Annotated in this window: 22 protein-coding genes and 1 other annotated feature; of the genes, 12 read left to right on the top strand and 10 right to left on the bottom strand. The window is 53.7% G+C overall.

The annotated features are described in order from the left end of the window. The first annotated feature begins 150 nt into the window (after positions 1 to 150). Positions 151 to 666, top strand: coding sequence for an S-ribosylhomocysteine lyase (gene luxS, locus EC836_RS05210; protein ID WP_105593979.1), 516 nt, complete (start codon positions 151 to 153; stop codon positions 664 to 666). A 76-nt stretch (positions 667 to 742) separates the two neighbouring features. Here the strand turns inward: luxS and EC836_RS05205 are convergent, their stop codons facing one another. Together EC836_RS05205 and EC836_RS05200 are read right to left on the bottom strand one after the other, a co-directional pair. Continuing rightward, on the bottom strand, positions 743 to 2,035 hold the full coding sequence (locus EC836_RS05205) for an HlyC/CorC family transporter (RefSeq protein WP_123330848.1): 1,293 nt from the start codon (positions 2,033 to 2,035) through the stop codon (positions 743 to 745). 22 nt (positions 2,036 to 2,057) lie between these two features. Next, entirely contained in the window at positions 2,058 to 2,849 is a 792-nt protein-coding gene (locus EC836_RS05200; protein WP_123330846.1) for an inner membrane protein YpjD, read from the bottom strand. A gap of 166 nt (positions 2,850 to 3,015) precedes the next feature. Here EC836_RS05200 and ffh point away from each other — a divergent pair, with 166 nt between their 5' ends. The 6 genes from ffh to EC836_RS05170 all read left to right on the top strand — a co-directional run bounded on the left by ffh (position 3,016) and on the right by EC836_RS05170 (position 7,639). Then, positions 3,016 to 4,377, top strand: a complete 1,362-nt coding sequence (gene ffh / locus EC836_RS05195) for a signal recognition particle protein (protein ID WP_123330844.1) — start codon at positions 3,016 to 3,018, stop codon at positions 4,375 to 4,377. Positions 4,378 to 4,513: 136 nt separating this feature from the next. Beyond that, positions 4,514 to 4,762 carry a 30S ribosomal protein S16 gene (rpsP, locus tag EC836_RS05190; protein ID WP_105593983.1) on the top strand — a complete coding sequence of 83 codons (249 nt, stop codon included), beginning with the start codon at positions 4,514 to 4,516 and terminating at the stop codon, positions 4,760 to 4,762. Positions 4,763 to 4,780: 18 nt separating this feature from the next. After that, positions 4,781 to 5,323, top strand: coding sequence for a ribosome maturation factor RimM (gene rimM / locus EC836_RS05185; protein WP_123330842.1), 543 nt, complete (start codon positions 4,781 to 4,783; stop codon positions 5,321 to 5,323). A gap of 35 nt (positions 5,324 to 5,358) precedes the next feature. After that, positions 5,359 to 6,129 (top strand): tRNA (guanosine(37)-N1)-methyltransferase TrmD, encoded by a 771-nt coding sequence (gene trmD / locus EC836_RS05180; protein WP_123330840.1) that lies wholly within the window; start codon positions 5,359 to 5,361, stop codon positions 6,127 to 6,129. A gap of 49 nt (positions 6,130 to 6,178) precedes the next feature. After that, on the top strand, positions 6,179 to 6,529 hold the full coding sequence (gene rplS / locus EC836_RS05175; protein ID WP_123330838.1) for a 50S ribosomal protein L19: 351 nt from the start codon (positions 6,179 to 6,181) through the stop codon (positions 6,527 to 6,529). A gap of 186 nt (positions 6,530 to 6,715) precedes the next feature. Then, positions 6,716 to 7,639, top strand: coding sequence for a DMT family transporter (locus tag EC836_RS05170; protein ID WP_123330836.1), 924 nt, complete (start codon positions 6,716 to 6,718; stop codon positions 7,637 to 7,639). A 123-nt stretch (positions 7,640 to 7,762) separates the two neighbouring features. On the opposite strand, the gene EC836_RS05165 is transcribed toward EC836_RS05170, so the two are convergent. Next, positions 7,763 to 8,461 carry a CTP synthase gene (locus tag EC836_RS05165; protein ID WP_123330834.1) on the bottom strand — a complete coding sequence of 233 codons (699 nt, stop codon included), beginning with the start codon at positions 8,459 to 8,461 and terminating at the stop codon, positions 7,763 to 7,765. Positions 8,462 to 8,493: 32 nt separating this feature from the next. Next, complete coding sequence (locus tag EC836_RS05160; protein ID WP_123330832.1) at positions 8,494 to 9,054, bottom strand: GNAT family N-acetyltransferase; 561 nt, start codon at positions 9,052 to 9,054, stop codon at positions 8,494 to 8,496. 333 nt (positions 9,055 to 9,387) lie between these two features. On the opposite strand from EC836_RS05160, the gene EC836_RS05155 reads away from it, so the two are divergent. Continuing rightward, the gene (locus EC836_RS05155; RefSeq protein WP_123330830.1) at positions 9,388 to 10,455 is read left to right on the top strand and encodes a 3-deoxy-7-phosphoheptulonate synthase; all 1,068 of its coding nucleotides are present in this window, start codon (positions 9,388 to 9,390) and stop codon (positions 10,453 to 10,455) included. Positions 10,456 to 10,473: 18 nt separating this feature from the next. Next, positions 10,474 to 11,595: a bifunctional chorismate mutase/prephenate dehydrogenase gene (gene tyrA / locus EC836_RS05150; RefSeq protein WP_123330828.1), complete on the top strand. Its 1,122-nt coding sequence runs from the start codon at positions 10,474 to 10,476 to the stop codon at positions 11,593 to 11,595. Between the two features lie 121 nt (positions 11,596 to 11,716). Here tyrA and modA read toward each other — a convergent pair whose 3' ends face one another. From modA to bamD, 6 genes are all read right to left on the bottom strand, one after another. Continuing rightward, a complete protein-coding gene (gene modA, locus EC836_RS05145) occupies positions 11,717 to 12,436 on the bottom strand; it encodes a molybdate ABC transporter substrate-binding protein (RefSeq protein ID WP_123330826.1) in 720 nt (239 codons plus the stop codon). Further along, positions 12,436 to 13,485: an ABC transporter substrate-binding protein gene (locus tag EC836_RS05140; protein ID WP_123330824.1), complete on the bottom strand. Its 1,050-nt coding sequence runs from the start codon at positions 13,483 to 13,485 to the stop codon at positions 12,436 to 12,438. Before EC836_RS05140 ends, modA begins: the two co-directional genes overlap by 1 nt. 110 nt (positions 13,486 to 13,595) lie before the next feature. Then, complete coding sequence (gene pheA / locus EC836_RS05135; protein ID WP_123330822.1) at positions 13,596 to 14,756, bottom strand: bifunctional chorismate mutase/prephenate dehydratase; 1,161 nt, start codon at positions 14,754 to 14,756, stop codon at positions 13,596 to 13,598. Positions 14,757 to 14,779: 23 nt separating this feature from the next. Beyond that, positions 14,780 to 14,906 (bottom strand) — a sequence feature (Phe leader region). Further along, positions 14,858 to 14,905 carry a pheA operon leader peptide PheL gene (pheL, locus tag EC836_RS05130; protein WP_105594002.1) on the bottom strand — a complete coding sequence of 16 codons (48 nt, stop codon included), beginning with the start codon at positions 14,903 to 14,905 and terminating at the stop codon, positions 14,858 to 14,860. It overlaps the preceding feature by 48 nt. Before the next feature lie 103 nt (positions 14,907 to 15,009). Next, on the bottom strand, positions 15,010 to 15,342 hold the full coding sequence (gene raiA, locus EC836_RS05125; RefSeq protein ID WP_123330820.1) for a ribosome-associated translation inhibitor RaiA: 333 nt from the start codon (positions 15,340 to 15,342) through the stop codon (positions 15,010 to 15,012). 267 nt (positions 15,343 to 15,609) lie between these two features. Further along, positions 15,610 to 16,341: an outer membrane protein assembly factor BamD gene (bamD, locus tag EC836_RS05120; protein ID WP_123330818.1), complete on the bottom strand. Its 732-nt coding sequence runs from the start codon at positions 16,339 to 16,341 to the stop codon at positions 15,610 to 15,612. 130 nt (positions 16,342 to 16,471) lie between these two features. On the opposite strand from bamD, the gene rluD reads away from it, so the two are divergent. From rluD to clpB, 3 genes are all read left to right on the top strand, one after another. Further along, positions 16,472 to 17,449: a 23S rRNA pseudouridine(1911/1915/1917) synthase RluD gene (rluD, locus tag EC836_RS05115; protein ID WP_123330816.1), complete on the top strand. Its 978-nt coding sequence runs from the start codon at positions 16,472 to 16,474 to the stop codon at positions 17,447 to 17,449. Continuing rightward, entirely contained in the window at positions 17,449 to 18,177 is a 729-nt protein-coding gene (gene yfiH, locus EC836_RS05110) for a purine nucleoside phosphorylase YfiH (RefSeq protein ID WP_123330814.1), read from the top strand. Before rluD ends, yfiH begins: the two co-directional genes overlap by 1 nt. Before the next feature lie 126 nt (positions 18,178 to 18,303). Beyond that, positions 18,304 to 20,877, top strand: coding sequence for an ATP-dependent chaperone ClpB (gene clpB / locus EC836_RS05105; protein WP_123330812.1), 2,574 nt, complete (start codon positions 18,304 to 18,306; stop codon positions 20,875 to 20,877). The last annotated feature ends 518 nt before the right edge of the window (positions 20,878 to 21,395 follow it).

Below are 21,395 nucleotides of genomic sequence, written 5' to 3'. Positions count from 1 at the left end.
AAAAGAAAATGGCCACATCATTGTGGCCAAAGTAACATCTCTGTTGTCAGGGATGATGATAACAAATGCGCGTCTTTCACATAGTCAGACGCGAGCTGACAGAAAAAGTTTCACGATATCTAAAATAAATTCATTAGTTGAGGTAACAATATGCCATTGCTGGATAGCTTTACCGTTGATCACACCATCATGGCCGCTCCTGCAGTCCGCGTAGCTAAGACCATGAAGACCCCTCATGGCGACACTATCACCGTTTTCGATCTGCGTTTCTGCCGACCGAACATCGAAATCCTGCCTGAGCGCGGTATCCATACTCTGGAACACCTGTTCGCCGGTTTTATGCGCGACCACCTGAACGGTGAAGGCGTTGAAATCGTTGATATCTCGCCGATGGGATGCCGTACGGGGTTCTACATGAGCCTGATTGGTGTACCGGATGAGCAGCGCGTGGCGAAGGCGTGGAAAGCGGCAATGGAGGATGTTCTCAAGGTTGCCAACCAGAATGATATTCCTGAGCTGAACATCTATCAGTGCGGCACCTGTGAGATGCACTCACTGGAAGAAGCACAGGAAATTGCGCGTCACATTATCGCTAACGATATCCGCGTGAACCGTAATGAAGACCTGGCCCTGCCGAAAGAAAAACTGAAAGAACTGCATATCTAACCGGATCGGGGCGCTCGGGTTCACCGAACGTCCCTGTCATCGGTTAATCCTCTTCTGCAGCCGCAGGAGAGGGTATCTACGATGACGAACTCGCCGACTCTTTTAACGGCTTCTGTGGCGTTACCCGCACCTGCTTAATCATATTCTCCTGCACATCCAGAATATCGACCGCGTATTGACCAATATGGATGGTGGTATCGGGCAGTGGGATATCCTGAAGCTCTTCGAGAATCATTCCGTTGACGGTGCGCGCACCTTCTTCCGGCAGCGTCCAGTTAAAGGCCTTATTTAGCTCGCGTACGTTGGCACTGCCTTCAATCAGCACGGTACCATCATTCTGCGGCACCACCTCTTCAGCCAGCGACGGTGACATCGAAGTGGTGAAATCGCCGACGATCTCTTCCAGGATATCCTCAATGGTCACCAGCCCTTTGATGTCACCATACTCATCGACAACCAGTCCCACCTTTTCCTTATTGCGCTGAAACTTCACCAGCTGTACGTTCAGCGGCGTTCCCTCGGGCACGTAGTAAATTTCGTCTGCGGCGCGCAGCATTACTTCTTTGGTGAATTCCCTTTTCTCCGTCATCAGACGATAGGCTTCGCGTACGCGCAGCATGCTTATCGTATCGTCCAGCGAATCACGATAAAGCACGATGCGGCCGTGAGGGGAGTGGGCCAGCTGGCGCACAATTGATTTCCAGTCATCGTTGATATTGATACCGACAATTTCGTTGCGCGGCACCATGATGTCATCGACGTTGACCTTGTCGAGGTCGAGCACCGACAGCAGCATGTCCTGATTGCGGTGCGACATCAGCGAGCGCGATTCATAGACGATGGTGCGCAGCTCTTCTTTACTCAGCGCGGAGTTGATCGAACCGTCGCTTTTCATTCCCACCATGCGCATCAGCAGGCGGGTAATCGTATTCAGCAGCCACACCAGCGGCATCATCACGATCTGCAACGGTCCAAGCAGCACGCTGCTGGGAAAAGCCACCTTTTCCGGGTAGAGCGCGGCGATAGTTTTTGGCAGCACTTCCGCGAAAACCAGCACCAGGAAGGTGAGGATACCGGTGGCAATCGCCACGCCCGCATCCCCGTAGAGGCGCATACCGACGATGGTCCCCAGCGCAGAAGCCAGAATATTCACCAGGTTGTTGCCAATCAGCACAAGGCTTATCAGGCGGTCGGGGCGGCGGAGTAACTTCTCAACCCTGCGTGCGGCACGGTCTCCGTTTTTGGCCTGATGACGCAGCTTATAGCGATTCAGCGTCATCATGCCGGTTTCGGAGCCGGAAAAGTACGCGGATACCAGAATCATGATAATCAGCGTCACGATCAGGGTCGTGGTGGAAACGTGTTCCAAGGGAGATCCTTGTTGTGGTCGATCAGGAGGTTAAAAAGTGCTGCAGCATGCGGCTGCCGAAGTAGGCCATGGTCAAAAGAAACGCGCCGCCGCAGTTGAACCAGACGACGCGACGCCCGCGCCAGCCCTCGTGATAATGGCCCCAAAGCAGGACGATATAGAGGAACCAGGCCAGGAATGACAGTACGGCCTTATCAATATTTTCACGGCTGAAAAGGTCCGGTAAAAAGAACAGGCCGGTACACAGCACCAGCGTGAGCAGCACCACCCCAATCTGGGTGATATGAAACATTTTCCGCTCGATGGTCATCAGCGGCGGAATGTCCGTGGTGAACGCCAGCCTCTTGGTTTTCAACAGCCAGTCAATCCAGGCCAGCTGCAGCGCATAGAGGGCCGCAATAATCAGCGTAGCATAGGCAAACAACGCCAGGCCGATATGCACCATCATCCCCGGCGTGGTTTCCAGATGGGTAATAAACGCATTCGGTACGAAGGTCGCAAACGCCAGGTTGATCAGGGCAAAGCTGTAAACAATCGGCAGCAGGATCCAGCCACGATTGCGCGAGGCGACAATCGTCATGATTGAGCAGATCAGCAGGCTGACCAGGGAACCAATATTCAGCAGACTGAGGTTCTGCCCCCCACCGAGGGAGAAGATACGCTGCTGCAATGCAACGGCGTGAAACACCAGCGCGACGACGGCAGACAGAACGGCCAGCCTGCGCCAGCTGCTGTTTTTACGCAGCAGGCTGGGAACAATCAGTGCAAGGCTACATGAATAGGCGAATAGTGCCAGAATCGCAAATACGGACATATTAAGTGTTAGTACCGGCCAGGACTGTGAAAAAAGTCAGTATAGCGCCAGCGGCAGCAGGCTCCAAACGATCTCATCGCATATGGCTGAGATCCCGGCATCACTGTGTTATAATCCGCGCCATTGTGTCGCCCTGGCGGCCTCTCATTACGTTAAGCGAGAGACGATGTTTACTAATTTATCCGATAGATTGTCGCAGAGCCTGCGCAACATCAGTGGCCGTGGACGGCTGACAGAAGACAATATCAAAGACACGCTGCGCGAAGTGCGCATGGCGCTGTTGGAAGCCGACGTTGCACTGCCGGTGGTGCGTGAGTTTATCAGCCGCGTCAAAGAAAGTGCTGTCGGTCAGGATGTGAACAAAAGCCTGACTCCGGGTCAGGAATTCGTCAAAATCGTTAAAAATGAGCTGGTTGCAGCGATGGGGGAGGAGAACAACACTCTGAACCTGGCCGCTCAGCCGCCTGCCGTCGTGCTGATGGCCGGTTTGCAGGGTGCGGGTAAAACGACCAGCGTCGGCAAACTCGGTAAGTTCCTGCGTGAAAAGCACAAGAAAAAGGTATTAGTGGTTTCTGCCGACGTTTATCGCCCGGCGGCGATCAAACAGCTGGAAACCCTGGCGGAACAGGTTGGCGTTGACTTCTGTCCGTCCGACCTCAGCCAGAAGCCGGTTGATATTGTTAAGAACGCACTGCAGCAGGCGAAGCTGAAATTCTACGACGTGCTGCTGGTGGATACCGCCGGTCGACTTCACGTTGATGAAGCGATGATGGACGAGATCAAACAGGTTCACGCCGCGATTAATCCGGTTGAAACGCTGTTTGTTGTTGATGCCATGACTGGCCAGGATGCGGCCAATACGGCAAAGGCGTTTAACGAAGCGCTGCCGCTGACCGGTGTGGTACTGACAAAAGTCGACGGTGATGCGCGCGGTGGTGCGGCCCTGTCGATTCGTCATATCACCGGTAAGCCAATCAAATTTATGGGTGTCGGTGAGAAAACCGAAGCCCTTGAGCCGTTCTATCCTGAGCGTATTGCGTCACGTATCCTCGGCATGGGCGACATGCTGTCGCTGATCGAAGATATTGAAAGCAAAGTTGACCGGGCGCAGGCGGAAAAGCTGGCCAGCAAGCTGAAGAAGGGTGACGGTTTCGACCTGAACGACTTCCTCGACCAGCTCAAGCAAATGCGCAACATGGGCGGCATGGCCAGCCTGATGGGCAAACTGCCGGGTATGGGACAGCTGCCGGATAATGTGAAATCGCAGATGGACGATAAAGTTCTGGTGCGTATGGAAGCCATGATTAACTCCATGACGCGCAAAGAGCGTGAGAAGCCTGAGATTATCAAAGGCTCCCGCAAGCGTCGTATCGCCACCGGTTCCGGTATGCAGGTGCAGGACGTTAACCGCTTACTGAAGCAGTTTGACGACATGCAGCGTATGATGAAAAAGATGAAAAAAGGCGGTATGGCGAAGATGATGCGCGGCATGAAAGGTATGATGCCGCCTGGTTTCCCAGGCCGTTAAGCGAGCCGGAAAAGCACTCAGGCGAATTAGGTTGCTTTTTTCGCCAAAATGAGTAAAATTTTCGGGCTTTTTATATTGCACCCGGGCCCCGTTCCCTCAATGGGGCCCGGTTGTTTTATTAACTAAAGAGGATGTTATGGTAACAATTCGTTTGGCACGTCACGGCGCTAAAAAGCGTCCATTCTACCAGGTAGTCGTCACTGACAGCCGTAATGCTCGCAATGGCCGTTTCATTGAGCGCGTTGGTTTCTTCAACCCGATCGCATCTGGTCAGGCTGAAGCACTGCGTCTTGATCTGGACCGCATTGAGCACTGGGTTGGCCAGGGCGCAACTCTGTCCGACCGCGTTGGTGCGCTGGTCAAAGAAGCAAAGAAAGCAGCTTAATCTGTCACGGTGGTCAACATGAGCAAGCAACACAACCAGCCTCCCGCTAACCCGTTAATTCTGGGAAAGATGGGCTCGGCCTACGGTATCCGTGGTTGGCTCAAAGTGTTTTCCTCCACCGAAGACGCCGAAAGCATTTTTGACTATCAGCCGTGGTTTATCCAGCGGGCGGGTCAGTGGCAGCATGTCGAGCTGGAAAGCTGGAAGCGCCACAATCAGGACATGATCATCAAAGTCAAAGGCATTGACGATCGTGATGCTGCAGGTCTGCTGACTAATTGCGAAATTGTCGTGGACTCGGAGCAACTGCCGGAGCTTGACGGTGAATACTACTGGAAAGACCTTATGGGCTGCCAGGTGGTCACCACTGAAGGCTACGAGCTGGGTAAAGTCATCGATATGATGGAAACCGGCTCAAACGACGTTATGGTCGTGAAGGCAAACCTGAAAGATGCATTTGGTGTCCAGGAGCGGTTAATTCCGTTCCTCGATGAACAGGTTATCAAGAATGTCGATCTCACTACGCGTTCTATCAAAGTAGATTGGGATCCTGGTTTTTGAACTCCGAACAAAACGGTAATACTCCGGCGCAAAGTATGTGGATTGGCATAATCAGCCTGTTTCCTGAAATGTTTCGCGCAGTTACCGATTACGGAGTAACTGGCCGGGCAGTAAAAAATGGCCTGCTCAGCATTCAGAGCTGGAGTCCTCGTGATTTCGCTCACGATCGTCATCGTACCGTGGATGAACGTCCATACGGCGGCGGTCCGGGAATGCTAATGATGGTGCAACCCTTACGGGATGCCATCCACGCAGCAAAAGCGGCGGCAGGGGAAGGCGTTAAGGTGATTTATCTTTCACCTCAGGGCCGCAAACTCGATCAAGATGGGGTTTGCGAACTGGCGACCAATCAGAAGTTAATTCTGGTCTGTGGTCGTTATGAAGGGATTGATGAGCGCGTAATCAAAACCGAGATCGATGAAGAATGGTCGATTGGGGATTACGTTCTCAGCGGTGGCGAGCTGCCAGCAATGACGCTGATTGACTCGGTTTCCCGGTTTATTCCGGGAGTACTGGGGAAACAGGCGTCGGCGGAAGAAGATTCGTTTTCTGACGGTTTGCTGGATTGCCCACACTACACCCGCCCTGAAGTGTTAGAAGGGATGGAGGTTCCGTCAGTTCTGCTGTCGGGCAACCATGCTGATATTCGCCGGTGGCGCCTGAAACAGTCGCTGGGCCGTACCTGGCTTAGAAGACCTGAACTTCTGGAAAACCTGGCTCTGACTGTAGAGCAAGCAAAGTTGCTGGCCGAGTTCCAACGGGAACACGCCAGGCAACAAAACGATGAGACGGCTGGACAGGCATAATGCCGGGTTCGCCTTAACTATCAGTTTACCCAGGATAAGAGATTTAATTATGAGCAACATTATCAAGCAACTTGAAGAAGAACAGCTGAAGCAAGACGTACCTTCATTCCGTCCGGGTGATTCCGTGGAAGTGAAAGTATGGGTCGTTGAAGGTGCTAAAAAGCGTCTGCAGGCATTCGAGGGCGTGGTTATCGCTATTCGTAACCGCGGTCTGCACTCTGCATTCACTGTTCGCAAAATTTCCAATGGCGAAGGCGTTGAGCGTGTATTCCAGACTCACTCCCCAGTTATTGACAGCATTTCCGTGAAACGTCGCGGTGCTGTGCGTAAAGCTAAACTGTACTACCTGCGTGAGCGTACTGGTAAGTCTGCACGTATCAAAGAACGTCTGGGCGCTTAAGCGACATCTGATAGTTAATAGTGAAAAGGGGTTAGCATATGCTAGCCCCTTTTTTTATGAAAAATTCTCTGCCGACCAGGGCAGAAATAAAAAATTTAATGCCGTTATGCACTGATTTAAAAGCTCATTTAAACAGCGTAGCGAGTATGTTGGTTTAATATCCCTACTGCCGGAACCTTTCCTGATATGAGTAGCCCTTCGACGGGTATTTCGATGAAAATCGCCGCAGCGCTGAGTTCAACGCTGATGATGGCCTGTGTTAAAGACCTCGACGGCAGCATCCCCGTCGGTGAAGTGATTTTCTTTCGGTCGTTTATCGCGCTGATCCCACTGTTTATCTGGCTGTGGAGCCAGGGCAGTATTCTCGACGGCATCAGGACGAAGAACGTGCGCGGACATTTTGTTCGCGGCCTGGCCGGTACCGGCGGGCTCTACTTTAGTTACCTTTCGCTAATCTATATTTCCCTCGTTGACGTAACGGCAATCAACTATGCTGCGCCACTGATTACCGTGGTGATGGCGGCGGTCATTCTGCGCGAGAAAGTGAAGTTTCATCGCTGGATAGCCGTTGCTGCCGGGTTCGCCGGAATCCTGGTGATGTTATCGGGGCACCTGTTCTTTAATCGTGAAGGGGCTTTTACCTCCGTAAGCTGGACTTCCTCACTGGGGGTTATCCTCGCGCTGGCCGCTGCGGTATGTATTGCCGGCGCGTCGATTCAGATCCGTTATCTGAACGGCATTGAAAAGCCGGGGGCGATTGCGTTCTGGTTTGCGGTAATGACCACGCTGACCTCACTGACCACGCTGTGGTTCGGCTGGACGGTACCGAATACCCGACAGCTGGTGTTATTGATCAGCTGCGGATTGCTGGGCGGGATTACGCAAATACTGCTGACGCTTAGCCTGCGCTATGCCGATGCCTCGCTGCTGGCGCCGTTTGATTACACCACGCTGGTCTGGTCAGCGATGATCGGATATCTGTTCTGGGGCAATATGCCGGAGTCCGTCACGCTGATCGGTGCCGCACTGGTGGTATCGGGTGGGATGATTTCAATGTACTTTGAGCGGCGAAATCGACGGATTGTGACATCGCTCAGTACGGAAAGCTGAATTCAGTATGGAAAGCCAGGCTGAGCTTGTTACGGGAAGCCACGTTGAGCTCAGTGCGGAAAGCCGGTCTGGTCGCAATGACGAGAATCACGGGGCCAGACGCTCTCGCGGCCCCGTTTATTTTTACGTGCGCTGGCTGGCCACGCGCAGAAGCTCGACAACCATCGGCGACAGTTCATTGCGCAGGGCAGCACGCTCCGACTGAAACAGCGTTGCCATAAAGAATCTGTGTTCTGGCAGCTCAATGGCCCGAACGTCCCCGTCAAGATCGTGGGCGCTGATACGCAGTGAGTGGGACTGCAGCTCGCTGACAAAATCAGCATTCACGCCATAGTTGCAGTGATAGCCTTCCTCAATCTCACCTTTACCGTAAAGTCCTGCCAGACGCGTGTCGGGCTGAATCACGATAGTTCCGGTTTTCTCGACGAGTGAACAGCTTAATGGCGCAATGACCAGGCGCCCGCCGCTGTCGGTTTCGGCATGCCCGGCATCCTTCCAGCCCAGCACGTTACGGGCATATTCAACAACGGCGTACTGAAAGCCGCCGCAGGATCCCAGAAACGGCAGATTGTTTTCACGCGCGTGGCGGATGGCCATAAACGCGCCTTCATCATTCAGATAGGGACTGCCGGGAACCAGCCAGACGGCATCATATCTTGCCAGCACCGACGGATCGGTAAGGTCGGGCGTTGGCAGCCATTCGGCAGTAACATCGAGGTTCAGGGACTGTGCGGCAAGATCTACCGCGAGAGGGATGGCCTGGTGTGCAACCGCATCGGCGCGGTAATCGCCCATCAGGGCTAAGCGAACGTGAGACGTCATTGCTGATTATCCTGTGCAGGTAAAACAGAATGCTATCGGAGACGGTCAGGTCTGGCAATGCCATCGTCACTTTCATCCAGGAAAGGACGATGGAGATGATAGATAACGGTGCTGACCGGGCCGCTGTCCAGCACGATCAGCCCATAGCGAATCGCGATAGTCTTCGCCCCCACTTTTTCGGCAACGGTACGGCTGGCGATATTTCTCTCGGCGACCAGGATCTCCACTACGTCAATATCCGGCTGGCTGAAGGCACGGGTTGCCAGGCGGCGAACCGCCTCGCTGGCGAGCCCCTGGCGCTGCTCGCTGCTGCGAACCCAATAGCCAATAGAGCAGGGGATCAGCGGATTGATGCTGTAACGTAAACCGGCACCGCCGAGCAGACGACCATCGGCGGCGAACAGGCCCAGCTCGTTGGCCGTTCCCTGCTGGCGCTGCAGGTGAGTCAGGTGAAACCAGAGCCGGGCCTCATCTTCCGTGTAATTTTTATGTGCCCATGTCATCCACGGTAGCAGGGTATCCAGTGACTGATTCACGGCCTGTGTGAAGGCTGCTGCATCAGCGTCTTCAAATGCCCGCATGATAAAATCCATTCATTTCTCCCGACGATTTGCCTTAAAGAATCAAAGATCGGCACTAACATTACCACAGTGCATCAGGGGGAAGACGGCAGGTAACGGAAAAGACAGGGAATTTTATAAAACCTCTTCTTGTAAACTAATGTTTACATTCTGGTTTGTCTTTTTGGGTTTTTTTATTAATATATTCTATTGATATTAATCAATTTATTTTTAATTTCGTGGTCTTTGTTTTGGTGGTGGTAATAAATCTGTACATTTCGGGGTTGAGTAATGTACGTATTGTGGTACAGTTCTTTTCAACCTCATTGAGGATCCCTATTAATCGAATTGCCCAGGATTACGATCATGCAAAAAGACGCGCTGAACAATATTCATATCGCTGACGAACAGGTTCTGATTACCCCTGAAGAACTGAAAAAACGCTTCCCGCTCAACAGCGCGCTGGAGCAGCAGATTGCCGCTTCACGCCAGACCATTTCCGACATCATTAATGGTAAAGATCATCGCCTGCTGGTGGTGTGTGGGCCTTGTTCGATTCACGATACGGAGGCAGCGCTGGACTATGCTCGCCATCTGAAAACCCTGGCTGACCAGGTCGGTGACCAGCTGTACATTGTGATGCGCGTTTACTTTGAAAAGCCGCGCACCACAGTTGGCTGGAAAGGTCTGATTAACGATCCGCACATGGATAACACCTTTGATATGGAAGGCGGCCTGCACATTGCGCGTCAGCTGCTGCTGAATCTGGTTGAAATGGGCCTGCCGCTGGCGACCGAAGCTCTGGATCCAAACAGCCCACAGTACCTCGGTGACCTGTTCAGCTGGTCTGCAATCGGTGCGCGTACCACCGAGTCGCAAACTCACCGTGAAATGGCGTCCGGTCTGTCAATGCCGGTTGGCTTTAAAAACGGCACCGATGGCAGTCTGGGCACCGCGATTAACGCCATGCGCGCCGCTGCGATGCCGCACCGTTTCGTCGGCATTAACCAGGCCGGTCAGGTCTGCCTGCTGCAAACCCAGGGGAACCCGGACGGACACGTGATCCTGCGCGGCGGTAAAAAGCCGAACTACGGCCCGGAAGATGTGGCTCAGTGTGAAAAAGAGATGCAGCAGGCGGGACTCCGTCCATCCTTGATGATAGATTGCAGTCACGGCAATTCTAATAAAGATTTCCGCCGCCAGTCGGGCGTCGCTGAATCGGCAGTGGCACAGATCAAAGACGGTAACCGTTCAATTATCGGTCTGATGCTGGAAAGTCACCTTAATGAAGGCAATCAGTCTTCCGAGCAGCCGCGCAGCGATATGCGTTACGGTGTTTCGGTCACGGATGCCTGCATTAACTGGGAAACGACTGAAAGCCTGCTGCGTGAAATTCATCAGGATCTCAACGGCGTATTGGCGGCACGTCTGTAGTAAGAGGATTAACGAGTTATGGTGGCTGAACTGACCGCACTGCGCGATCAAATTGATGAAGTGGATAAAGCGCTACTAGATTTACTGGCTAAACGGCTGGAGCTGGTAGCGGAAGTGGGGGAAGTGAAAAGCCGCTACGGATTACCGATCTATGTACCGGAACGAGAGGCCACCATGCTGGCCTCTCGCCGTAAAGAAGCCGAGCTGCTGGGCGTGCCGCCGGACCTGATCGAAGACGTGCTGCGTCGGGTAATGCGTGAATCCTATACCAGTGAAAATGATAAAGGCTTCAAAACGCTGAACCCAGAGCTGCGTCCGGTGGTGATCGTCGGCGGTAAAGGGCAGATGGGGCGGCTGTTTGAAAAAATGCTGACCCTCTCCGGCTATCAGGTGAGGATCCTCGATAAAGAGGAGCATCATCAGGCGGAGGAACTGCTGGCGGATGCCGGCATGGTGATTATCAGCGTGCCGATCCATCTGACCGAGCAGGTGATCGCCGAGCTGCCGCCGCTGCCGCAGGACTGTATTCTGGTCGACCTGGCATCGGTGAAAAATAAACCGCTGCAGGCGATGCTGGCCGCCCACGGCGGGCCGGTTCTGGGCCTGCATCCGATGTTTGGCCCGGACAGCGGCAGCCTGGCGAAGCAGGTGGTGGTCTGGTGCGACGGCCGTCAGCCGGAAGCCTATCAGTGGTTCCTGGAGCAGATTCAGGTCTGGGGGGCGCGGCTTCATCGTATCAGCGCGGTTGAGCATGACCAGAATATGGCGTTTATCCAGGCGCTGCGCCACTTTGCGACCTTCGCCTATGGCCTGCATCTGGCCGAAGAGAACGTACAGCTGGAACAGCTGCTGGCGCTCTCTTCACCGATCTACCGCCTTGAGCTGGCGATGGTTGGCCGACTGTTCGCGCAGGATCCACAGCTTTACGCGGATATTATTATGTCTTCGGAAAGCAACCTGGCGCTGATTAAGCGTTACTACACGCGGTTTGGCGAGGCGATTAAGCTGTTGGAACATGGTGACAAGCAGGCGTTTATCGACAGTTTCCGCCGGGTCGAGCACTGGTTTGGCGACTACGCGAAGCGCTTCCAGGCCGAGAGCCGAACGCTGCTGCGTCAGGCAAACGACAGCCGGGCATAATTTGGCGTGTTGATTAAGAAGGGCAGCCGTTGGTTAAGCGTGCGCACGCAGAGTGAGCAGAATTAACCGCCGGGCTGCCCTTTTTTATGGGTCATTTGCGGATTTACGTATTTCCAAACTGCTAAGAATCTACCGCGTTAAAACCATACTGATGGAAAATAGCCTGTGCCTCTTCCGACAGTAAAAAGTCAGCCAGCGGCCGGGCTTTCGCATCACAAATGGCAAAACCGTAGATTATCGACGGCTGCCATTCCTGAGGAATGCTGACTGTAGCGATACGGCTTTCTTTTCCCTGCAGGCGGTTATAGCTGCGGTAGCCGATAAAAATATCGGCCTGATCAGACTCGATAATCCACGACGACGCCTGCATACCGGGCGGGACCTGCGGAGAGTTTTCCCCACCGACCAGCATCCGGGCACGCTGCCTGAGCTCCTGACCCAGAACGCTATCCCACGCAGCCAGACTGTCGAACATCTGCCATGCATAGTCACCGCAGGGATCGCTGCCTGCCGTTGAGGTTGCCACACGCATTTTCGGATCCTGCAGCAGCTCCAGCCAGGAGCGATCGCCAAGCTCCCGGCGTACGTTCAGGCACAGTGCGTTATGGCTAAAGGCGGCAACCTGCTGCGCCCGGCCTGACTGCTGTAAAGCCAGCGGATGCGCCATATTGGCGGAGGCAAACAGACTGCAGGGCTCGCCCTGTTCAATCCGCTGCCGAAGCAGGCCTGCCGGGCCAAACTGCGTCTCCATGCCTGACGGATAATGGCTCTGAAAGCGTTCAGCAATCGCTGACCAAACGGGGCGCAGGCTTCCTGCGGCCAGCACGCGCAGCGGATTCATCAGTTGCTGCCGCGATAGTCAGTACGGTAGAAGCGCTGATACCAGCTTTCGGCCTGCTGCTGCATGTCGATATCGTTGAATTTTTCGGGATAGAGTTTTTTCGCCATCCACAGTTCACCCAGCGCCATCGCCTCCGGCATCGGATAACCCCACGCCTTGGCATATTCCGGCATCAGATAGACGCGATGATTTTTCACTGCGTCTAAAGCCTGCCAGGTAGGCTGCTGATAGATCTCATCCACCACCTGCGGATAACGATCCTGCACAAAGATCACCTGAGGATCCCACGCCAGTATCTGCTCCATCGAAACCTGCTTATAGCCTTTTACCGTCGCGGCCGCCACGTTCATCGCGCCCGCATGGTTCATCATCAGGCCGGTATATTTACCGGAACCGTAGGTTGTCAGGTCGGGGTTCGCCATATAAACCCGAATGCGATCGGCGGCAGGAATGTCCTTCAGACGGTCGGTGGTTTTCTGACGCAGGCTGAAAGTGGCTTTAATCAGCGCCTCCGCCTGCTGCTGATGGTTCACCACCGTGCCGATTAAACGGATACCGTCTTTCAGGCCCTGATTGTAAGCCTGCTCCTCGTTCTGCAAATCGGGATTGAGGTGGCTCTGCTGCTTATCATCCGCCCGCAGCGAGATAGCGATAACCGCAATACCGAGCTGCTGGATCTGGTCGATCATCTCCTGCGGCGCGTAGTTGGTGACAAATACCACCTGAGGATGCAGGGCGACCAGCTTTTCAAGATCGACATGGGTTAAATCGCCGAGCATAGGGACTTTGGTCAGTTCAGGCACCAGGCGGGCGTAGCTATCACCAAGCTGCTGCCGCCAGTTGGCGAGTATCCCCACCATCTTATTTGTGGCATCCAGCTGGACCAGAAGGTTGAGGGTTTGATGCTGTAGCACAACCACACGATCAACCTTGTCAGGGATGGTCACCTGGCGCCCAAGCTGGTCTGTTACTTGGCGATCGGCGTAAGAGAAAAAGGGCACTGAGGTGATAAAAAACGTCAGAGCTAAAGTACGGAGGATAGGGATCATAAAGAATTCCTGAAGTCGCTGTATATACCATGATATAGCGTCAGGGGGCAGGGGGGAATGCTTCTGTTGTGCTGAATAGGTGGCCTGCAACGGCAGGCCACCGGTAATAATTAGAGAGGCTCTACCGCCACGACGTTTTCACTGGGATAGCAGCCCAGCACTTTCAGCGAGCGGGTAATCGGGGCCAGCTCGCGCAGCGCCTGCTGAACCTCATCTGAACGTAAATTGCCCTGGAAATCGATATAAAACATCTCTTCCCACGGATTGCCGTTGATCGGACGAGACTCCAGCTTGCTCATGGTCAGATTATGCTGGCGCAGTACCAGCAAGGCTTCAACCAGTGCGCCCGCCTGCTGCCCTGTGGCCATAATCAGCGTGGTTTTCGCCGGGACCTGCATTGAAACATCCACCGCTTTGCGGGCCAGCACGATAAAGCGGGTGATATTCTGCCGCTGGTTGGCGAGATTTCTTTCAAGAACCTGCAGGCCATACAGATCGCCCCCGGCTTCGCTGCCCAGTGCGGCAACTTTCGGTGAATTCATGGCGGCGACCTTTTCCATCGCGGCGGCGGTGCTTTCGGTGTACTCAATTTTCCAGTGCGGATAGCGGTGAATAAACTGGCTGCACTGCTGGAAAGGCTGAGGGTGGCTGTAAACGGTCTCAATCTGCTGGAGATCGGTGCTGCCGGAAACCAGCACGCAGTGGTCGATGGGCAGCGTGATCTCGCCGACGATGGACAGGCTGGTTTGCTGCAGCAGGTCATAGACGTCGGTAATTGAGCCGGATGTGGTGTTCTCAATTGGCAGAACGGCGTAATCCGCCTGGCCGGTCTCAACCTGATTGAAAATATCGTGGAATTTCAGGCAGCCGCTTTCGATAAAATTATCAAAATGGCGTGCCGCATAGTGGCGCGAGGCCAGGTGCGAGTAGGAGCCTTTCGGGCCAAGGAAGGCGATACGGGCAGACTGCGCGTTCGTGTTGTTCAGATGCTTTTGCAGCAGAGCCTGCTGGGTCAGAACGGAGTCTTCAATAATCAGCTGAAAGAGACGGGTGATGTAGTGGGCATCCAGTTTATGGCTTTTTCCCAATGTAATCAGGTGCTCAAGCAGGTCTCGCTCGCGGTCAATGTCGCGGATAGGGCGATGCGTAGACATTTTGGCTTTGGCTACGTCAACCGCCAGCGAGCGGCGCTGGGCCAGCAGTTGCAGTAGTTCTTCATCCAGCGCGCTGATTTTACCACGCAGGGCCAGCAAAGGATTCTCGGAGTTCATATCGCTACCTGTCAGATGTCGCTAAAAAAAAAGCCTCCCTTTTTTGGGAGGCTTTATTGTTCGTCTTCGCATTCATTCTTACACGACGAATTGCCTCCCAGTCAGGGGAAGGTAAAAAAGAATGCGAAGAAAAACGGGATAAATTTCATTTTGCTCAATTCATAGCAGCGATCTGGAAGGTTAAAGTAACCGCTGTAATTTCATTCTGTCAATAAAAAACGCGCCCGCAGGCGCGTTATTCGGGATGCGGAACTTATTCTTCGTCGATTGGACTCAAATCTTTGACGCTGGCGGCGGCGCGGCGCGCTTCACCTTTGTGCTGAACTTTGTTCAGCTGGCGCTCGAGTTTGTTAATCAGCTCGTTGATAGCCGTGTACATATCTTCATGTTTAGCGGTGGCAACCAGCGGGCCGTTAGGCGTATTGATATTGGCATCGGCAACGAACTCTTTCGGCTCCTTCGAAAGAACAATGTGCGGATTAATCAGATGGGTTTGCCATTTTTCGAGCTTTGAAAGACGGTCTTCGACATGTTGGCGAATAGCCGGAGTAATTTCCATTTGCTTGCTGGTAATGTTCAGAACCATAGTGCTTACCTCTCTGTCATTTCCGTCTTGGTGATTCCAGCATAGCGCCTAAAACGGTAAAATGTGTGATTTAGATCACATTTTATTGTCACTTTTTGTCAGGAAGGATAAAAGTGTGAAACCGGCTGATAAATGCGGTCAGAGCCCTTGTCGGCGGCCTGTTTCAATGGCATTGTTGATAGGATCATACGGGCGGGAATGTGCCAGACGGCATTTTTCAGGCGTAAAAAAAGGCAGCTAAGCGCTGCCTTTTTTGTTACCAGCCGATCAGGCCTGGTTAGCCGAGATGATTTTGGCCACGCGCTCAGCTTCAGCATTAAGCTGCAGCTGACGATAAGCATTTTCCATCAGCGGTAACGCGGTGCGCGTTGCTTTGGTATCCGGGTAATCTTTCAGCATTTGTTCTACACGGTTAACCACTGCAACATAAGCGCCGCGTTTAGTGTAGAATTCAGCCACGGATAATTCGTATTTCGCCAGACGATCTTTCAGGTACACCAGGCGCTTACGTGAATCGGTCGCATATTGACTGTTGGGGTAGCCGCGCAGTAGCTGCGAGAAGTCTTTGAAAGCATCACGCGCATGAGTTGGATCGCGGTCTGAACGGTCAATACCAAAGAATCCCTGCAGCGCGCTATCATCCAACGCCATATCCGTCAGGCCACGCATGTAAATGACGTAGTCAATGTTTGGATGGGTGGGATTGAGGCGCATAAAGCGGTCGATGGCAGCCTGGGCCAGCGGCAAATCGGCATTCTTATAGTATGCGTAGATCAGGTCTAGCTGAACTTGCTGGGAGTAAGGGCCGAATGGATAGCGGTTATCTAGCGCTTCCAGTTGCGTTATTGCTCCTTTAAAGTTACCGTCCTGCAGTTTTTGCTGGGCAGTGGCATAAATCTCGGAAGGCGGGCTGTCAGGCACCACATCCTTGGAGCCGGAACATCCAGCTAATGCCAGGCTCAACGTGGCTGCAGCCACCAGATATTTCATACGCGTCATGACGATTTGATTATCCTCAGAGTGTTATTCAGGAAGCTGTCCGTATAGCTCCCGATAGTGACCAGGTACAATAGCACATTATATTAAACGGCATCGCCGTGAAAACCCAACGTTAACGAAGAAGCTGTTTATGGCACAACAAGTAAAACTCAACGCAACGGTATCCGAATCGCAACTCGGACAACGCTTAGATCAGGCTTTGGCCGAATTGTTCCCTGATTATTCACGTTCTCGCATAAAAGAATGGATTCTTGACCGTCGCGTCACCGTAAACGGTGAAATAATCGACAAGCCTAAGGAAAAAGTGCTCGGAAGTGAGCAAATTATCATCGATGCGGAAATCGAAGAAGAGGCCCGATGGGAAGCGCAGGACATCCCACTCACGATCGTTTATGAAGATGACGACATTCTGGTCATTAATAAACCGCGTCATCTGGTCGTCCATCCGGGTGCAGGCAACCCCGACGGCACCGTGCTGAATGCATTACTTCATCACTTCCCGGCGATTGCCGATGTACCGCGCGCGGGTATCGTCCATCGTCTGGATAAAGATACGACCGGCCTGATGGTCGTGGCGAAAACCGTTCCGGCGCAGACGCATCTGGTCGATTCGCTTCAGCGACGCGAAATCACCCGCGAGTATGAAGCCGTAGCTATTGGCCGCATGACGGCGGGCGGCACCGTAGACGAGCCGATTAGTCGCCACTCGACTAAGCGTACGCATATGGCGGTGCACCCGATGGGTAAACCGGCAACGACCCACTATCGTATTATGGAGCACTTCCGTGCCCATACGCGTCTGCGTCTCCGCCTGGAAACCGGGCGTACTCACCAGATCCGCGTGCATATGTCCCACATCACGCATCCGCTGGTGGGCGATCCGCTCTACGGTGGCCGTCCACGCCCGCCGAAAGGGGCTTCAGAGGCCTTTATCGCTACGCTGCGCGGTTTCGATCGCCAGGCGCTGCACGCAACCATGCTGCGTCTTTATCATCCGATTACCGGCATTGAGATGGAGTGGCATGCGCCGTTGCCGCAGGACATGGTCGATCTGATCAATGCCCTGAAGGCGGATACCGAAGAGTTTAAAGAGCAGTTGGACTGGTAATGAAGCCCGTTATCCCTGACGGGGCTCTTCCCGCCAACGTCCGCGCGTGCAGCAGCACGCGCAGCGGCGGCGTCAGTCATGCTCCGTGGGACAGTCTGAACCTGGGCGCGCACGTTGGCGACGATCCGCAGAACGTTCAGGTTAACCGGCAGCGCCTGGTGGATGAACTTAATCTTCCTTCGATGCCGGTCTGGCTGGATCAGGTTCACGGTACGCATGTATTGCGGCTTGATGGGCAACCACCGGCTTCACTGCGCGCAGATGCCGTCTATACCCGCGAGCGTAGGGTAGTTTGTGCGGTGATGACCGCGGATTGTCTGCCTGTGCTCTTTTGCTCGGCGGATGGCCAGGAGGTTGCCGCCGCTCACGCAGGCTGGCGGGGTTTATGTTCCGGGGTACTGGAAGCGACGCTGAATGCTTTTTCAGCGCCAGCTGCGGACATTACCGTCTGGCTCGGCCCGGCCATCGGTCCGAACGCATTTGAAGTCGGCCCGGAGGTTCGGGAGGCATTTTGTGCCGCCGATTCTGCTGCCGACTCCGCTTTTCGTGCTGTAGGTGAAAAGTTTTATGCCGATCTCTGGATGCTGGCAACGCAGCGTTTACACGCTGCCGGAGTGCGGTGTATCAGCGGTGGCGGCGATTGCACCTATACGCAGGAAGAACAATTTTTCTCCTACCGACGCGATGGAATCACCGGGCGTATGGCAAGTTTCATCTGGCTGATATAACCTAGCGCCATAAGACGGTCCGGATTGATGTTTTTTTCTCCGAAATGTTCAGGTCATTACCTTGAAAAATTTGAGGGATGACCTCATTTAATCTCCAGTAGCAATTTGACCTGAATGGGGGAAATTATGCGTCTGGATCGTCTTACTAACAAATTTCAGCTGGCACTGGCTGATGCCCAATCCCTGGCCCTCGGCCGAGATAACCAATTCATTGAACCTCTGCATCTGATGAGCGCCTTGCTCAATCAGGAAGGTGGATCCGTTCGTCCTTTACTGACCGCGGCTGGCGTAGATGTTGCTTCCTTACGCAACGATATTGAACAGTCTCTTAGTCGCTTACCGCAGGTTGAAGGCACCGATGGCGATGTCCAGCCTTCTGCTGACCTGGTACGCGTACTGAACCTGTGTGACAAACTGGCGCAAAAGCGCGCCGACAACTTTATTTCATCAGAATTATTTGTTCTGGCAGCACTCGACTCCCGCGGTTCACTGGCTGACTTACTGAAATCTGCCGGTGTAACCAGCGACAAGCTGACGAAAGCGATTGACCAGATGCGAGGAGGAGAGAAAGTGAACGATCAAGGGGCGGAAGATCAACGTCAGGCATTAAGCAAATATACCATCGACCTGACCGAGCGCGCCGAAAAGGGCAAGCTTGACCCGGTCATCGGCCGCGATGAGGAGATTCGCCGTACTATCCAGGTACTGCAGCGTCGTACCAAAAATAACCCGGTGCTGATTGGTGAACCCGGCGTCGGTAAAACGGCCATCGTCGAAGGACTGGCACAGCGCATCATTAACGGTGAAGTACCGGAAGGGCTGAAAGGCCGCCGCGTGCTGGCGCTGGATATGGGCGCGCTGGTGGCCGGGGCTAAGTACCGCGGTGAGTTCGAAGAGCGTCTGAAAGGCGTGCTGAACGATCTGTCGAAACAGGAAGGCAACGTCATTCTGTTTATCGACGAACTGCACACCATGGTGGGTGCCGGTAAGGCCGACGGCGCGATGGATGCCGGTAATATGCTCAAACCGGCGCTGGCGCGCGGCGAGTTGCACTGCGTTGGCGCGACAACGCTGGACGAATATCGCCAGTACATTGAGAAAGATGCGGCGCTGGAACGTCGTTTCCAGAAGGTGTTTGTGGCCGAGCCAAGCGTGGAGGATACCATTGCCATCTTGCGCGGTCTGAAAGAGCGCTACGAGCTGCATCACCATGTACAGATTACCGACCCGGCTATCGTTGCGGCGGCAACGCTGTCCCATCGCTATATTGCCGATCGTCAGCTGCCGGACAAAGCTATCGATCTGATCGATGAAGCGGCTTCCAGCATTCGTATGCAGATCGACTCCAAGCCGGAAGCGCTCGATCGCCTGGAGCGCCGCATCATTCAGCTGAAGCTGGAACAGCAGGCGCTGAAGAAAGAGTCTGACGATGCCAGTATCAAACGGTTGGAGATGCTGGAAAACGAGCTTTCGCAGAAAGAGCGTGATTACTCAGAGCTGGAAGAAGAGTGGAAGGCGGAGAAAGCCTCTCTTTCCGGTACTCAGCACATTAAAGCCGAGCTGGAGCAGGCGAGGCTGAATATGGAACAGGCGCGCCGACTGGGTGACCTGGGCCAGATGTCTGAGCTGCAGTACGGTAAAATTCCGGAGCTGGAAAAACAGCTGGCGGCGGCAACCCAGTCGGAAGGTAAAACCATGCGTCTGCTGCGTAACCGCGTGACCGACGTCGAAATTGCCGATGTGCTGGCGCGCTGGACCGGTATTCCTGTGGCCCGCATGATGGAAGGCGAGCGTGACAAGCTGCTGCGCATGGAGCAGGAACTGCATACGCGGGTGATTGGGCAGAATGAGGCGGTGGAAGCCGTATCGAACGCCATTCGCCGTAGCCGTGCGGGCCTGGCCGATCCAAACCGTCCAATTGGCTCGTTCCTGTTCCTCGGCCCGACCGGGGTGGGTAAAACCGAGCTGTGTAAAGCGCTGGCTAACTTTATGTTCGACAGCGACGATGCCATGGTGCGCATTGATATGTCCGAGTTTATGGAAAAACACTCGGTATCGCGGCTGGTGGGTGCACCTCCGGGATATGTGGGTTATGAAGAGGGAGGGTACCTGACCGAAGCCGTGCGCCGTCGTCCTTATTCAGTGATCCTGCTGGATGAAGTGGAGAAAGCACACCCGGATGTCTTTAACATCCTGCTTCAGGTACTGGATGATGGGCGCCTGACCGACGGACAGGGCAGAACGGTCGATTTCCGCAATACCGTGGTGATCATGACCTCTAACCTGGGTTCCGATCTGATTCAGGAGCGTTTCGGTGCGCTGAGCTATGGCGAAATGAAAGAGCTGGTGCTGTCGGTTGTCAGCCACAGTTTCCGTCCGGAGTTCATTAACCGTATTGACGAGCTGGTGGTCTTCCATCCGCTGGGCGAGAAACACATTGCTTCTATTGCTCGTATCCAGCTGCAGCGTTTGTATCAGCGTCTGGAAGAGCGTGGCTATGAGCTGCATATTTCCGATGCTGCCCTGCAGCAGCTGGGTGAGAATGGTTATGATCCGGTATACGGTGCCCGTCCGTTGAAACGCGCTATCCAGCAGCAGATTGAGAACCCGTTAGCGCAGCAGATTCTTTCCGGTGCTTTGGTTCCGGGCAAGATGATAGAAATGGATCTGCAGGATGGCGTTATCGTCGCGCATCAGTAAAGAGTGACGTGTCGGATACGTTCCTTAAATGACGTTTTCTGACAATGTTGTTATTAAAATGGGCCTTCGGGCCCATTTTTGTTTATTTAATCGGCAAAAAAACGGCTTTTTTCGTAATTCTGCATGAAAACTAAGCATGTGAATGTTTTTTTTAAATTAGCCCTTGTCAGCCGTCAGAAAATCCCTATACTGCGCCTCCACTGACACGGAACAACGGCTTACAGGCCAGCGTGTTAGAGGTTCAGGAAGTTCTCTGAACCGCCGGAAAAAACTTCTCAAAAAGAAGTTGACTCCGAAGGAGGAAAGCGTAATATACGCCACCTCGCAGCAGGAAGCCTCGGCACTGACTGCACTGCTCTTTAACAATTTATCAGACAATCTGTGTGGGCACTCGCAGGATTGATATCAAAAGTCTCCGGACTTTAAAAAATATCAAGTCTCACGAGTGAACACATAATGAAATTCATTATGACGTTTTACAGATGAGCATCGCTGAACGTGTTTCAGCAAATCGAACT

The organism is Erwinia sp. JUb26 (genome assembly GCF_003751505.1).
In the GTDB taxonomy this organism is placed as follows: domain Bacteria; phylum Pseudomonadota; class Gammaproteobacteria; order Enterobacterales; family Enterobacteriaceae; genus Erwinia.
The sequence above is the reverse complement of the archived record's forward strand: the minus strand, read 5'-3'. Positions and strand labels throughout refer to the sequence as shown.